The following is a 13,553-nucleotide window of genomic DNA, read 5'->3' as shown; positions in this document are numbered from 1 at the left end:
GGCAGGGTTTTATTGCACGTTATTATGACTGCGAATTTCCTGCCAGACCTTATCGCAGTCAGCCTTGACCGCCTGATCGTTACCCGTGCGCGTCGCCTGAATGCACTGCTGATAGTCCAGTACCCGCACGCTTTCTTCGTTAGCAAATTGCTGATGTTTGCGCTCTTTTTTAAGGACATTCAGTACGCTTTGGCAGGCCTCTATCTTCTCAGGCGAGCCCTGTGCGGTATTGATACAGGCGCTGTACGCCTCTTTCAGCCGGCTATCTTCTTCCGGCGCGGGTGATGACGCGCAGGCCGTCAAACCGGCGGTCATGCTGGCGATGAGTAAAATTTTTTTCATAGGTCGTTCCTCAACAGCGCAGCAGACCGGCAGCCTGCCGCATCTGACATCAGAAAATAGTGAATGGCGCAATAACGATAAATTTCACGTCACGTTCATCCTGGAAGATGTTGCCGTAACCACCGCCCCAGCTTGGAATATTGGAGTGGTTGTCATATTCGGTGAAGTGCAGTTTGAACATGGTGCCTTTGGCACGCCCCTCCTGCAGGGTATAGACCGCATCCAGACTGTATGAGGACTCTTCGATAGTGCGGTTTTTGTCGTAGTAAGCATCCGGGTTACTTTGCCAGGTTGCCGGTTTAGCATCCCAGGCGTAAACGTAAGACGCGCCCACAGCCCAGCCCGGCAGATTCCAGTTTTTCAGGTCATACATCGCGCCGAAGAAAACCGCCTTTTCACCGTTAGCGTTAAAGTCGGAGCGGTTATCCCACCAGATATCCAGACGACCGTTTGAAGAGGCGTAGGTTGGCGTCATACGTTGCAGAAAATAGCCCTGCTGACCGTCCGCTTTCACCCAGGTGCCTTCCAGACGCAGGTCAACCACTTCCGCGACTTTGTAGCCGAAGGTCAACGCCTGCAGCCAGGCCGTACCGTCGTAAATATCATTCACGCTGCGATCGTCTACTTTGTCGCGCGCGCCGTAGAACTGGTAACTGGTGGTGAACGGATTGCCGCCTAAATCAAATTTATAGCTGGCCTTCGCGAAATATTGATCGACATAGCCTTCGGACTGACCAAACGCCGCTTCCAGCACCAGATCATTTTTGAAGTCGTACTTCGCGCCGATGGAGTGGAGATAATCTACATTGGTTTTTTTATCCGCCTGATAAAACTTATCCATTTCGGTATGCCACGGCGCTTTATATTCGTTAGTCCACATGTAGGAAAAACTTAACGCGCCCGCATCGCCATAGTCAAAACTGGCGCCGGCTTCCGCACCCTGATAAGTACCCGGCATAAAACTCCAGTGCGGCGCTAACAGCGTCTGACCGGTAGGCTGAATATAACCGGCGCGCGCCCAGACCGGGCCATATTTAAATTTCGCTGCGGCTTTATAAAGACTGATACCGCTCTTATCGCCGGAATAGTCTTCGTCGTAGCCTTTATTCTTTTTCGAGAAGGCAATTTCGTTTGGATGACCGCTGTCGCCGTTTTCTGCCATTTCAATCGCGGTAAACGCCGCGATATCCAGACCGAACATATCCGCAGCGTAACCAGACTGAAAATCCAGGTTAGCGTTCCAGGTCGCATGAGAAAGGTTAGTTTTATATTTGTCGCCGTCGGTCACATCTTTGCGATCGCGTTCACGCTGCCAATAATAGATGCCGCCCGTTAACGTGGAGTCGTCGAAAAAGCCGGAGGCTTGCGCCTGCGGAACAACGATCCACCCCGACATTGCTGTGATACCGGCGATAGCCAGAGCCAGCGTACTACGTTTGCCACTAAACGTACGCATAAGTTAATCCTCTTTGACGTATAAATTGCTGCCGACAAAAGCGAACAGCGAAAAAATAAAAATAAAAAGTAGCGCTGAGAAACCTCATTTACTACGTTAAATAGACTATTTTTCGCGATGCGAATTATCAATCTCTTTCTGTAACCAGTATGTAATAATATGAGCAACCGCACATATTTAATTGCTTTCTGTTACATTCGGCTGCTGGTGGGGGAAGCAGACCGCCAGAAAGAAAATTGACTTGTTTTCCATAGGCATGAAAATAATTGTCTCCTGTTGACCTGACGCTTATAACATTTAGATTAATAATCATTTATCAGATCAATAATTTTCAGAGAATAATTAATTCGCCTCGCAAAAAAGAGAATCGACTTAGAGCCTATCCCACCAGGCGTTATTGGCGCAGCCAGTTTGGACACGGACAGCGCGCAAAAACCGGAGCGTACACGTAGTACGTGAGGTTTGACTCGCTACGCTCGCCCTTCGGGCCGCCGCTAGCGGCGTTCAAAACGCTAACGCGTTTTGGCGAGCACTGCCCAGGTCCAAAATGGCAAGTAAAATAGCCCTAATGGGATAGGCTCTTGGAAATGCAGAGAAAAAACGCCGCAAAACGCGGCGTTGACAAGGTATTTTTACAGCATTCGCCTGTTGGCGCAGTGCTTATTCGCCCGCTTTCGCCCAGGTATCACGCAGGCCCACGGTACGGTTAAAGACCAGCTTATCGGCCGTTGCATAGCGGCTGTCGAGGCAGAAGTAGCCTTCACGTTCAAACTGGAAAGCTTTCCCTGCTACCGCCGCTTTCAGCGACGGCTCGCCATACCCCTGCTTAATCACTAATGATTCGGGGTTGATAACAGACAGGAAGTCCTCCGCGGCGCCCGGGTTCGGCACGCTGAACAGACGGTCGTAGAGACGAATTTCAATCGGCAGCGCATGTGCTGCGCTAACCCAGTGGATTACGCCTTTCACTTTACGCCCGTCAGCCGGATCTTTACTCAGCGTATCAGCATCATAGGTACAGAAGATGGTGGTGATATTCCCTTCGGCATCCTTCTCTACGCGCTCCGCTTTAATGACGTAGGCATTACGCAGACGTACTTCTTTGCCCATCACCAGACGCTTGTACTGCTTGTTCGCTTCTTCGCGGAAATCCGCGCGATCGATCCAGATCTCACCGCTAAACGGCACTTCACGGCTGCCCATCTCCGGTTTATTCGGATGGTTAGGCATGGTAACCATTTCGCTCTCACCCTGCGGGTAGTTTTCGATAACCAGTTTTACCGGATCGATTACCGCCATTGCGCGCGGCGCGTTTTCGTTCAGATCTTCGCGAATGCAGGATTCCAGCGACGCCATCTCAATGGTGTTGTCCTGCTTGGTGACGCCGATGCGTTTGCAGAACTCCCGAATGGAGGCCGCGGTATAGCCGCGACGGCGCAGACCGGAAATAGTCGGCATACGCGGATCATCCCAGCCTTCGACGTGTTTGTCGGTCACCAGCAGGTTCAGCTTACGCTTGGACATCACGGTGTATTCCAGATTCAGGCGCGAGAATTCGTACTGGCGCGGGTGAACCGGAATGGTGATGTTGTCCAGCACCCAGTCGTACAGACGACGGTTATCCTGGAACTCCAGCGTACACAGAGAATGAGTAATGCCTTCCAGCGCATCGCTGATGCAGTGAGTAAAGTCGTACATCGGATAGATGCACCACTTGTTGCCGGTCTGATGATGCTCGGCGAATTTAATGCGATACAGCACCGGATCGCGCATCACGATAAACGGCGACGCCATGTCGATTTTAGCGCGCAGACAGGCTTTACCCTCTTCAAAGCCGCCGGTACGCATTTTTTCAAATAGCGCGAGGTTTTCTTCCACGCTGCGATCGCGGAACGGGCTGTTTTTACCCGGCGCGGTCAGCGTACCGCGGTATTCGCGGATCTGCTCCGGCGTCAGCTCATCAACGTAGGCCAGGCCTTTATTGATCAGCTCGACCGCATAGGCGTGCAGTTGGTCAAAGTAATCGGAGGAGTAGCGAATATCGCCAGACCAGTGAAAGCCTAACCACTCGACGTCGTTTTTGATCGAATCAACGTACTCGATATCTTCTTTTACCGGGTTGGTGTCATCGAAACGCAGGTTGCACTGGCCCTGATAATCTTGCGCGATGCCAAAGTTCAGGCAGATAGATTTCGCGTGGCCGATGTGCAGATAGCCATTCGGCTCCGGCGGAAAACGGGTATGGACAGTGGTATGTTTACCACTCGCCAGATCTTCATCAATAATCTGACGAATAAAGTTAGTCGGGCGGGCTTCAGCCTCACTCATCGTGGATTCCTCAAAGCGTAAACAACGTATAACGGCATATGATCTTATAAGCCGGACAGACTGACAACCTTTAGTTACTTAAAAAGTGGCTTTGCAGAAAATATTGGGGCTAATTGCGGTAAAAAAAAGCGGCGAAGGTTTCCCTCTGCCGCTTATGTTTCCTGTGATATCGCCGGATGGCGTCTTACGCCTTATCCGGCCAGGAAGCGATTATTTGCTCTTGATCTCGTACAGTGGCGTTTGACCCGCTACCACGTGACCATCCGCTTTGATGACCAGAGCGCTGAAGTCATCGCTATTGCTGCAAACAACCGGGCTTATCATGGAGCGCGCATTGGCATTCAGGAAGTCCAGATCCAGTTCCAGCACCGGCTGACCCGCCGTGACTTCCGCACCCTCTTCTACCAGACGCTTGAAGCCCTGACCGTTCAGCGCGACGGTATCGATACCCATATGGACAACGATCTCCGCGCCTTTTTCGGTTTCCAGACAGAACGCGTGGTTAGTGTTGAAGATTTTCACGATAGTACCCGCCGCCGGAGAAACCACGGTTTTATCGGTGGGTTTCACCGCCACGCCGTCGCCGACCGCTTTGCTGGCAAACGCTTCATCCGGTACCTGATCCAGCGCCACTACCTCACCGGTAATCGGAGAGACCAGTTCAACGATAGTCACCGCATTCGGCACCGCCTGGGGTTTGGCCGCCGGAGCAGGTGTCGCAACGTGAACCGCATCAGCAGACGCTGCCGCGACCGGCCCCCGCGCCACCACTTTCTTCATTTCATCGCCAATCGATTCCGCTTTCGCGCCGACAATAACCTGAATGGTCTGTTTGTTCAGTTTCACCACGCCGGAAGCGCCGAGGCGTTTGCAGGCCGCATCGTTGACGCGAGCAGAGTCATTCACGGTCAGGCGCAGACGGGTAATACACGCATCGATCGCTTTCAGGTTGTCCGTACCGCCAACCGCAGCAATATAGCTGGTCGCCAGTTGCGTTAACCCTTCTTCGGTGTTGCTGTTGGCTTCTTCCGTTACCATCTCATCAACTTTATCTTCGCGGCCCGGCGTTTTCAGGTTAAACATACGAATAACCGCGCTGAACAGCAGGAAGTAGATGATAAAGAATACAACGCCCATCACCAGCAACATCCAGACGTTATTGCTGGCCGCTGGCAGGTTATACATCAGAACATAGTCGATCGCGCCTGCCGAGAAAGAGAAGCCCGCATGGATACCCAGCAACGTCGCGACGAACAGGCTGATACCGGTCAAAATGGCGTGCAGGAGGTACAGCAGCGGCGCCAGGAACATAAACAGGAATTCCAGCGGCTCGGTTACGCCGGTCAGAAACGCGGTGATCGCGACAGACAGCAGCATACCGCCCACCATCGGACGACGTTCTTTCGGCGCGGCGAAATACATCGCCAGAGCGGCGCCCGGCAGACCAAACATCATGATCGGGAAGAAGCCGGACATAAACATCCCCGCCGTGCCGTCGCCAGCATAGAAGCGGTTGATGTCGCCGTGGAATACAGTGCCTGCGGCATTGGTGAATTCGCCAATCTGGAACCAGGCGATGGTGTTCAGTACCTGATGCAGACCGGTGGGGATCAGCAGACGGTTGATGAAGCCAAAGATACCGGAACCCAGCGCGCCTGCGGAAACGATCCATTCACCGCCCGCATGGATGCCATGCTGTACCGGCGGCCAGACGTAACCGAAAATAGCGGCCAGCACCAGACAGAAAAAGCCCGTTGCGATCGGCACAAAACGTTTTCCACCGAAGAAACTGAGAAAATCAGGCAGTTTGATACCAGACCAGCGATTATAAACCGCGCCGCCGACCAGACCGGTAATAATCCCCGCCAGCACGCCCATGTTGATTTCCGGGTTAATCGTCACCATCGCTTTGGTCATGACGAAGTAACCCACGGCTCCCGCCAGCGCTGCCGCGCCTGCGCTATCTTTAGACCAACTGGAGGCCACGCCGATAGCGAAAACCAACGCCAGGTTATCGAAAATAGACCCGCCCGCTTGCGCGATAAACGGCATATTCAGCAAATCTGGTTGGCCGAATCGCAGCAACAACGCTGCCACCGGCAACACGGCGATAGGGAGCTGCAACGCCCTACCCAGCCGCTGGAAAAAACCTAAAATATTCATCTTATTCCCCCTACGAGACGCCGATATGGCTTCTTTGAAGCCGTTTTTTATTGTGCTGCAAACGTTAAAAACGTGATGTTCTGTAATCGAACGGTGAGATCATCTTCTGCAGAGTGTGTGGAAAATTAATTCGCCTCGCAAATTAAACGGGTGTTTTTTGTGATTATAATCACTAAATATCGTAATTACCCCCACCATCTACTGGCTAACACGGAAAACTTATTTTATGATTCAAAAAATCAGGACGGATTGAACACGAACCCTGGATATCCAGGTTACGCTTAATACGATCCGCCAAATTTTGACATTGATTATTGAGGTGAAGAATGAGACTGATCCCCCTGAGTACCGCAGAACAGGTTGGCAAATGGGCCGCTCGCCATATCGTTAACCGTATTAATGCGTTCAAACCGACCGCCGATCGTCCGTTTGTCCTTGGGCTGCCTACCGGCGGCACGCCGCTAACGGCGTACAAAGCGCTGGTTGAGATGCACAAAGCGGGCGAGGTCAGCTTTAAGCATGTGGTCACCTTTAATATGGACGAATATGTTGGCCTGCCGAAAGAGCACCCGGAAAGCTACCACAGCTTTATGCATCGTAACTTTTTCGATCACGTTGATATTCCAGCAGAAAACATCAATCTTCTCAACGGTAACGCACCGGATATCGATGCGGAATGCCGTCAATATGAAGAAAAAATTCGTTCTTACGGTAAAATCCATCTGTTTATGGGCGGCGTCGGCAACGACGGTCACATCGCCTTTAACGAACCGGCGTCTTCCCTGGCTTCCCGTACCCGTATCAAAACGTTAACCCATGATACTCGCGTAGCGAACTCCCGCTTCTTTGACGGTGACGTAAACCAGGTGCCGAAATACGCGCTGACGGTAGGCGTAGGCACGCTGCTGGATGCGGAAGAAGTGATGATTCTGGTGCTGGGCCATCAGAAAGCCCAGGCGCTGCAGGCGGCGGTTGAAGGCAACGTCAACCACATGTGGACCATTAGCTGCCTGCAACTCCATCCGAAAGCGGTTGTGGTATGCGATGAGCCGTCCACAATGGAACTTAAAGTTAAAACATTGAAATATTTCAATGAATTAGAAGCAGAAAATATTAAAGGTCTGTAATGTTGTCTCCGCCCCGCCAGTCAATGCGGGGCGGTAAATTTTTGATATCGGGGGTCGGAATGTATGCTTTAACCCAGGGCCGGATCTTTACCGGTCACGAAATTCTTGATGACCATGCGCTTGTTGTCGCTAATGGCCTGATTGACCGCGTTTGTCCGATGGCCGAACTGCCGCCGGGAATAGAACAACGCTCATTGAATGGGGCCATTCTCTCCCCCGGTTTTATTGATGTGCAGCTAAACGGCTGCGGCGGCGTGCAGTTTAACGATACCGCAGAAGCCGTCAGCGTTGAAACGCTGGAAATTATGCAGAAAGCCAATGAAAAATCGGGCTGTACTAACTTTTTGCCAACGCTTATCACTACCAGCGACGAATTGATGAAACAGGGCATTCGCGTCATGCGCGAATACCTGGAAAAACATCCGCACCAGGCGCTGGGTCTCCACCTGGAAGGCCCCTGGCTTAATCTGGTAAAAAAAGGCACCCATAATCCTGATTTCGTGCGTAAACCAGACGCTGCGCTGGTCGATTTCTTATGCGATAATGCCGACGTCATCACCAAAGTCACTCTCGCGCCGGAAATGGTGCCTGCTGACGTAATCGCAAAACTGGCGAATGCGGGCATTGTGGTTTCCGCAGGCCACTCCAACGCGACGTTAAAAGAGGCAAAAGCGGGCTTCCGCGCCGGGATTACCTTTGCGACTCACCTGTTTAACGCGATGCCGTACATTACAGGGCGTGAGCCGGGCCTTGCTGGCGCTGTTCTGGACGAAGCGGATATTTATTGCGGCGTTATCGCCGATGGTCTGCATGTCGACTACGCCAACATTCGCAATGCCAAACGCCTGAAAGGCGACAAACTTTGTCTGGTGACAGACGCCACCGCACCGGCGGGGGCCAATATTGAGCAGTTCATTTTCGCAGGTAAAACAATATACTACCGCAATGGACTGTGTGTGGATGAAAACGGTACGTTGAGCGGTTCGTCCTTAACCATGATTGAAGGCGTACGCAACCTGGTCGCGCATTGCGGCATCGCGCTGGATGAAGTGCTGCGCATGGCAACGCTCTATCCGGCACGCGCTATCGGCGTTGATAAACATCTCGGTAGCATTGCGCCGGGTAAAGTCGCCAACCTGACCGCGTTCACCCACGATTTTAAAATTATCAAGACCATCGTTAATGGTGACGAGGTCGTTGACTTGAGTAAGTGAGAATATGACACCAGGCGGACAAGCTCAGATAGGTAACGTTGATCTCGTAAAACAGCTTAACAGCGCGGCCGTTTACCGCCTGATTGACCAGCATGGTCCTATCTCGCGCATACAAATTGCCGAGCAAAGCCAGCTTGCTCCCGCCAGCGTAACGAAAATTACGCGTCAACTCATTGAACGCGGGCTGATCAAAGAAGTCGATCAGCAGGCCTCTACCGGAGGCCGCCGCGCTATCTCTATCGTCACGGAAACCCGTAACTTCCACGCCATTGGCGTTCGCCTGGGCCGTCATGACACCACTTTAACGCTCTACGATCTGAGCAGTAAAGTGGTCGCTGAGGAGCATTATCCGCTACCGGAGCGCACCCAGGAGACGCTGGAACATGCGCTGCTCAACACTATCGCCGTCTTTATTGATAGCTGTCAGCGTAAAATTCGTGAATTGATCGCTATCTCGGTGATCCTGCCAGGGCTTGTCGATCCGGAAAGCGGCGTGATTCGTTACATGCCGCACATTCAGGTTGAAAACTGGGGACTGGTTGAAGCGCTGGAAAAACGGTTTCACGTTACCTGTTTCGTGGGACACGATATCCGTAGCCTGGCGCTGGCGGAACACTACTTCGGCGCCAGTCAGGATTGCGAGGACTCGATTCTGGTGCGCGTTCATCGTGGTACAGGCGCCGGGATTATCTCCAACGGACGCATCTTCATTGGCCGTAACGGCAACGTCGGTGAAATTGGGCATATTCAGGTGGAGCCGCTGGGCGAGCGCTGCCACTGCGGTAATTTCGGCTGTCTGGAAACCATTGCCGCCAATGCGGCGATTGAACAACGGGTGCTGAATTTGCTTAAACAAGGGTATCAAAGCCGTGTTCCGCTTGACGACTGCACGATTAAAACCATCTGTAAGGCGGCAAACCGGGGCGACAGCCTGGCCTCGGAAGTCATTGAGCATGTTGGTCGCCATTTGGGCAAAACGATCGCCATTGCTATCAACCTGTTTAACCCGCAAAAAATCGTCATTGCCGGCGAGATCATTGAAGCCGATAAAGTCCTGTTGCCCGCTATCGAAAGCTGTATCAATACGCAGGCGTTAAAGGCATTTCGCAAAAATTTGCCGGTGGTACGCTCCACGCTGGATCACCGTTCTGCTATCGGCGCATTTGCCTTAGTTAAACGCGCCATGCTCAACGGAACATTGCTGCAACGTTTGCTGGAAAGTTGATGCGCTCTTATAGTATCGGATTATTCACAAATTCCCTGGGTAGTTCATGACCATCAAGAATGTAATCTGCGATATCGACGGCGTGCTGATGCACGACAACGTAGCCGTACCCGGTGCGGCGGAATTTCTGACGGGGATTCTGGAAAAAGGTCTGCCGCTGGTGCTGCTGACCAATTACCCGTCGCAAACCGGCCAGGATCTGGCGAACCGTTTTGCTACCGCTGGCGTTAACGTGCCGGACAGCGTGTTTTATACGTCAGCAATGGCGACAGCCGATTTTCTGCGCCGTCAGGAAGGTAAGAAAGCGTATGTCGTGGGCGAAGGCGCGCTCATTCACGAGCTCTATAAAGCGGGTTTTACCATTACCGATGTGAACCCTGATTTTGTCATCGTTGGAGAGACCCGCTCCTACAACTGGGACATGATGCATAAAGCGGCATTTTTCGTCGCCAATGGCGCGCGCTTTATCGCTACCAACCCGGATACTCACGGTCGCGGCTTTTATCCGGCCTGCGGCGCGCTGTGCGCAGGCATTGAAAAAATTTCCGGCCGGAAGCCGTTTTATGTCGGCAAACCCAGCCCGTGGATCATCCGCGCGGCGTTAAACAAAATGCAGGCGCACTCGGAAGAGACCGTTATCGTCGGCGACAACCTGCGCACCGACATTCTGGCGGGGTTCCAGGCCGGTCTGGAGACCATTCTGGTACTTTCAGGCGTATCAACAATCAATGATATTGACAGTATGCCGTTCCGCCCAAGCTGGATTTACCCTTCCGTCGCCGAGATAGACGTTATCTAAACCTGTCCCCTGCCCGATGACGCGCCGCTTTCAGGCCTACGGTTCGAACAACATTGTAGGCCTGATAAGCGAAACGTCATCAGGAAAAACATAATTCAATTAAACCACGATAAAACTGAAGATCCATCAATAAATCCGCGCAATACGTAATCATTTTTCACTAATCAACAATGACGATTGCATTTTTCATTTTTCAGACCGTAATCCCCTTGCGCCTTCCACGCCTTTGCGGCATTTTTTAGTCAAGCAAACACAAAAAGTACGACGCAACAGATTAACGGAGAAGGCTATGTGTTCTATTTTCGGCGTATTCGATATCAAAACAGATGCAGCGGAACTGCGTAAAAAAGCCCTTGAACTGTCACGCCTGATGCGCCATCGCGGCCCGGACTGGTCCGGCATCTACGCTTGCGATAACGCGATTCTCGCACATGAACGTTTGTCGATTGTTGATGTTAACGCCGGCGCCCAGCCCCTGTATAACGCCAGAAAAACCCACGTGCTGGCGGTGAACGGTGAAATTTATAACCATCAAACGTTACGCGCGGAGTATGGCGATCGTTACGCGTTCCAGACAGGCTCCGACTGCGAAGTTATTCTCGCGCTATATCAGGAAAAAGGGCCGGATTTCCTTGACGATTTACAGGGGATGTTCGCCTTCGCCCTGTATGACAGCGAAAAAGACGCTTATCTGATTGGTCGTGACCATATCGGTATTATTCCGCTCTATATGGGCTATGACGAATTCGGCAACTTCTACGTAGCGTCAGAAATGAAAGCGCTGACCCCGGTCTGCCGCACCATTAAAGAGTTCCCGGCGGGCAGCTACCTGTGGAGCAAAGACGGCGAAATTCGTCAGTACTATCAGCGCGACTGGTTTGAGTTCGATGCGGTAAAAGACAACGTCACCGACAAAAACGCGCTGCGTCAGGCGCTGGAAGAATCCGTGAAAAGCCACCTGATGTCCGACGTCCCTTACGGCGTGCTGCTCTCCGGCGGTCTGGACTCGTCGATTATCTCGGCTATCACCAAAAAATTCGCCGCCCGTCGCGTCGAAGATCAGGAGCGCTCCGAAGCCTGGTGGCCACAGTTGCACTCTTTTGCGGTCGGTCTGGAAGGTTCGCCTGACCTGAAGGCGGCCCAGGAAGTGGCTAACCACCTCGGCACCGTGCACCATGAAATTCACTTCACCGTGCAGGAAGGCCTTGATGCCATTCGTGATGTTATCTATCACATTGAAACCTATGACGTGACCACTATCCGCGCCTCAACGCCAATGTATCTGATGTCGCGTAAGATCAAAGCGATGGGCATCAAAATGGTGCTCTCCGGCGAAGGTTCCGATGAGGTGTTTGGCGGCTACCTGTACTTCCATAAAGCGCCGAACGCCAAAGAGTTACATGAAGAGACGGTCCGTAAGCTACAGGCGCTGCATATGTATGACTGCGCCCGCGCCAACAAAGCGATGTCCGCTTGGGGCGTGGAAGCGCGCGTACCGTTCCTGGATAAAAAATTCCTCGACGTGGCGATGCGTATCAACCCACAGGATAAAATGTGCGGCAACGGCAAGATGGAAAAACACGTGCTGCGCGAGTGCTTCGAGTCTTATCTGCCAGCAAGCGTCGCGTGGCGTCAGAAAGAGCAATTCTCTGACGGCGTAGGCTACAGCTGGATCGATACGCTGAAAGAGGTGGCGGCGAAACAGATTTCCGATCAACAACTGGAAACCGCCCGCTTCCGCTTTCCATACAACACGCCATCGTCTAAAGAGGCGTACTTGTACCGGGAAATTTTTGAAGAATTGTTCCCGGTGCCGAGCGCGGCGGAATGCGTACCCGGCGGCCCGTCCGTGGCCTGTTCTTCCGCCAAAGCCATTGAGTGGGATGAAGCATTCAAAACGATGGATGACCCGTCAGGCCGCGCGGTCGGCGTGCATCAGTCGGCGTACCAGTAAATTAACGATGGCGAAAGAGCCCTTAGGGGCTCTTTTTTTATAGCAAACCACTTTCGGAAAAACGATTAATAACCAATAATTGCCGAATATTGCGCCACGCTGTTCGCAACCTAACCAAACAGACACTTTCCGACGTTTTTCGATGAAAAAGAGGTTGACGCTTCAAGGCTCAATACGCATAATGCGCCCCGCAACGCCGATAAGGTAACGCGAAAAAAGATGGCTACGTAGCTCAGTTGGTTAGAGCACATCACTCATAATGATGGGGTCACAGGTTCGAATCCCGTCGTAGCCACCATCTTTTTTGCGGGAGTGGCGAAATTGGTAGACGCACCAGATTTAGGTTCTGGCGCCGCAAGGTGTGCGAGTTCAAGTCTCGCCTCCCGCACCATTCACCGATAAGCGTTGTACGGATGGGGTATCGCCAAGCGGTAAGGCACCGGTTTTTGATACCGGCATTCCCTGGTTCGAATCCAGGTACCCCAGCCATATTTCTTCGAGTTTGCGGTTCACCGCGACGGTATTGGGGTATCGCCAAGCGGTAAGGCACCGGTTTTTGATACCGGCATTCCCTGGTTCGAATCCAGGTACCCCAGCCATCGAAGAAATCATCTGGCTACGTAGCTCAGTTGGTTAGAGCACATCACTCATAATGATGGGGTCACAGGTTCGAATCCCGTCGTAGCCACCATATTCAGAACGCGTCGAGGTATTCGACCGGTTCGAAAATAATTTGTTGGGGTATCGCCAAGCGGTAAGGCACCGGATTCTGATTCCGGCATTCCGAGGTTCGAATCCTCGTACCCCAGCCAGTTTTAAAGACGCTCTGCTAACGAGCGCAAGAAGTACGACAATTGGGGTATCGCCAAGCGGTAAGGCACCGGATTCTGATTCCGGCATTCCGAGGTTCGAATCCTCGTACCCCAGCCACCTTTAAAAAGCTCG

Annotated in this window: 9 protein-coding genes and 7 tRNA genes; 12 read left to right on the top strand and 4 right to left on the bottom strand. The window is 52.4% G+C overall.

Going from position 1 to position 13,553, the window contains the following annotated elements; translation table 11 throughout:
• Window positions 1-9: 9 nt before the first annotated feature.
• The 4 genes from chiQ to nagE all read right to left on the bottom strand — a co-directional run bounded on the left by chiQ (window position 10) and on the right by nagE (window position 6,289).
• On the bottom strand, window positions 10-342 hold the full coding sequence (gene chiQ / locus ABVN44_RS05915; RefSeq protein WP_000722260.1) for a ChiQ/YbfN family lipoprotein: 333 nt from the start codon (window positions 340-342) through the stop codon (window positions 10-12).
• A 49-nt stretch (window positions 343-391) separates the two neighbouring features.
• Window positions 392-1,798, bottom strand: a complete 1,407-nt coding sequence (gene chiP / locus ABVN44_RS05910; protein WP_001258803.1) for a chitoporin — start codon at window positions 1,796-1,798, stop codon at window positions 392-394.
• 660 nt (window positions 1,799-2,458) lie between these two features.
• Complete coding sequence (gene glnS, locus ABVN44_RS05905; RefSeq protein WP_001287181.1) at window positions 2,459-4,126, bottom strand: glutamine--tRNA ligase; 1,668 nt, start codon at window positions 4,124-4,126, stop codon at window positions 2,459-2,461.
• A 210-nt stretch (window positions 4,127-4,336) separates the two neighbouring features.
• Window positions 4,337-6,289, bottom strand: a complete 1,953-nt coding sequence (gene nagE, locus ABVN44_RS05900) for a PTS N-acetyl glucosamine transporter subunit IIABC (RefSeq protein WP_023202197.1) — start codon at window positions 6,287-6,289, stop codon at window positions 4,337-4,339.
• A 326-nt stretch (window positions 6,290-6,615) separates the two neighbouring features.
• On the opposite strand from nagE, the gene nagB reads away from it, so the two are divergent.
• From nagB to ABVN44_RS05840, 12 genes are all read left to right on the top strand, one after another.
• Window positions 6,616-7,416, top strand: coding sequence for a glucosamine-6-phosphate deaminase (gene nagB, locus ABVN44_RS05895; RefSeq protein WP_001237059.1), 801 nt, complete (start codon window positions 6,616-6,618; stop codon window positions 7,414-7,416).
• 59 nt (window positions 7,417-7,475) lie between these two features.
• Window positions 7,476-8,630: an N-acetylglucosamine-6-phosphate deacetylase gene (gene nagA, locus ABVN44_RS05890; protein ID WP_000271186.1), complete on the top strand. Its 1,155-nt coding sequence runs from the start codon at window positions 7,476-7,478 to the stop codon at window positions 8,628-8,630.
• 4 nt (window positions 8,631-8,634) lie between these two features.
• Window positions 8,635-9,855 (top strand): DNA-binding transcriptional regulator NagC, encoded by a 1,221-nt coding sequence (gene nagC, locus ABVN44_RS05885; RefSeq protein ID WP_000187578.1) that lies wholly within the window; start codon window positions 8,635-8,637, stop codon window positions 9,853-9,855.
• A 46-nt stretch (window positions 9,856-9,901) separates the two neighbouring features.
• The gene (gene nagD, locus ABVN44_RS05880; RefSeq protein ID WP_000153143.1) at window positions 9,902-10,654 is read left to right on the top strand and encodes a ribonucleotide monophosphatase NagD; all 753 of its coding nucleotides are present in this window, start codon (window positions 9,902-9,904) and stop codon (window positions 10,652-10,654) included.
• 289 nt (window positions 10,655-10,943) lie between these two features.
• Window positions 10,944-12,608, top strand: coding sequence for an asparagine synthase B (asnB, locus tag ABVN44_RS05875; RefSeq protein WP_000337039.1), 1,665 nt, complete (start codon window positions 10,944-10,946; stop codon window positions 12,606-12,608).
• A 221-nt stretch (window positions 12,609-12,829) separates the two neighbouring features.
• A tRNA-Met gene (locus ABVN44_RS05870) sits at window positions 12,830-12,906 on the top strand.
• Between the two features lie 8 nt (window positions 12,907-12,914).
• A tRNA-Leu gene (locus ABVN44_RS05865) sits at window positions 12,915-12,999 on the top strand.
• Window positions 13,000-13,022: 23 nt separating this feature from the next.
• A tRNA-Gln gene (locus tag ABVN44_RS05860) sits at window positions 13,023-13,097 on the top strand.
• A gap of 35 nt (window positions 13,098-13,132) precedes the next feature.
• Window positions 13,133-13,207 (top strand) — tRNA-Gln (locus tag ABVN44_RS05855).
• Window positions 13,208-13,222: 15 nt separating this feature from the next.
• A tRNA-Met gene (locus tag ABVN44_RS05850) sits at window positions 13,223-13,299 on the top strand.
• Between the two features lie 46 nt (window positions 13,300-13,345).
• A tRNA-Gln gene (locus tag ABVN44_RS05845) sits at window positions 13,346-13,420 on the top strand.
• 43 nt (window positions 13,421-13,463) lie between these two features.
• Window positions 13,464-13,538 (top strand) — tRNA-Gln (locus tag ABVN44_RS05840).
• The last annotated feature ends 15 nt before the right edge of the window (window positions 13,539-13,553 follow it).

The organism is Salmonella sp. SJTUF15570 (assembly GCF_043357055.1).
In the GTDB taxonomy this organism is placed as follows: domain Bacteria; phylum Pseudomonadota; class Gammaproteobacteria; order Enterobacterales; family Enterobacteriaceae; genus Salmonella; species Salmonella enterica.
This window is presented reverse-complemented; position numbering and strand designations above follow the sequence as displayed.

Coding starts and splice junctions, on each gene's coding strand:
- nagE (WP_023202197.1), bottom strand. CDS start 6,289: ATGAATATTTTAGGTTTTTTCCAGCGGCTGGGTAGGGCGTTGCAGCTC.
- asnB (WP_000337039.1), top strand. CDS start 10,944: ATGTGTTCTATTTTCGGCGTATTCGATATCAAAACAGATGCAGCGGAA.
- nagB (WP_001237059.1), top strand. CDS start 6,616: ATGAGACTGATCCCCCTGAGTACCGCAGAACAGGTTGGCAAATGGGCC.
- nagD (WP_000153143.1), top strand. CDS start 9,902: ATGACCATCAAGAATGTAATCTGCGATATCGACGGCGTGCTGATGCAC.
- nagA (WP_000271186.1), top strand. CDS start 7,476: ATGTATGCTTTAACCCAGGGCCGGATCTTTACCGGTCACGAAATTCTT.
- nagC (WP_000187578.1), top strand. CDS start 8,635: ATGACACCAGGCGGACAAGCTCAGATAGGTAACGTTGATCTCGTAAAA.
- chiP (WP_001258803.1), bottom strand. CDS start 1,798: ATGCGTACGTTTAGTGGCAAACGTAGTACGCTGGCTCTGGCTATCGCC.
- chiQ (WP_000722260.1), bottom strand. CDS start 342: ATGAAAAAAATTTTACTCATCGCCAGCATGACCGCCGGTTTGACGGCC.
- glnS (WP_001287181.1), bottom strand. CDS start 4,126: ATGAGTGAGGCTGAAGCCCGCCCGACTAACTTTATTCGTCAGATTATT.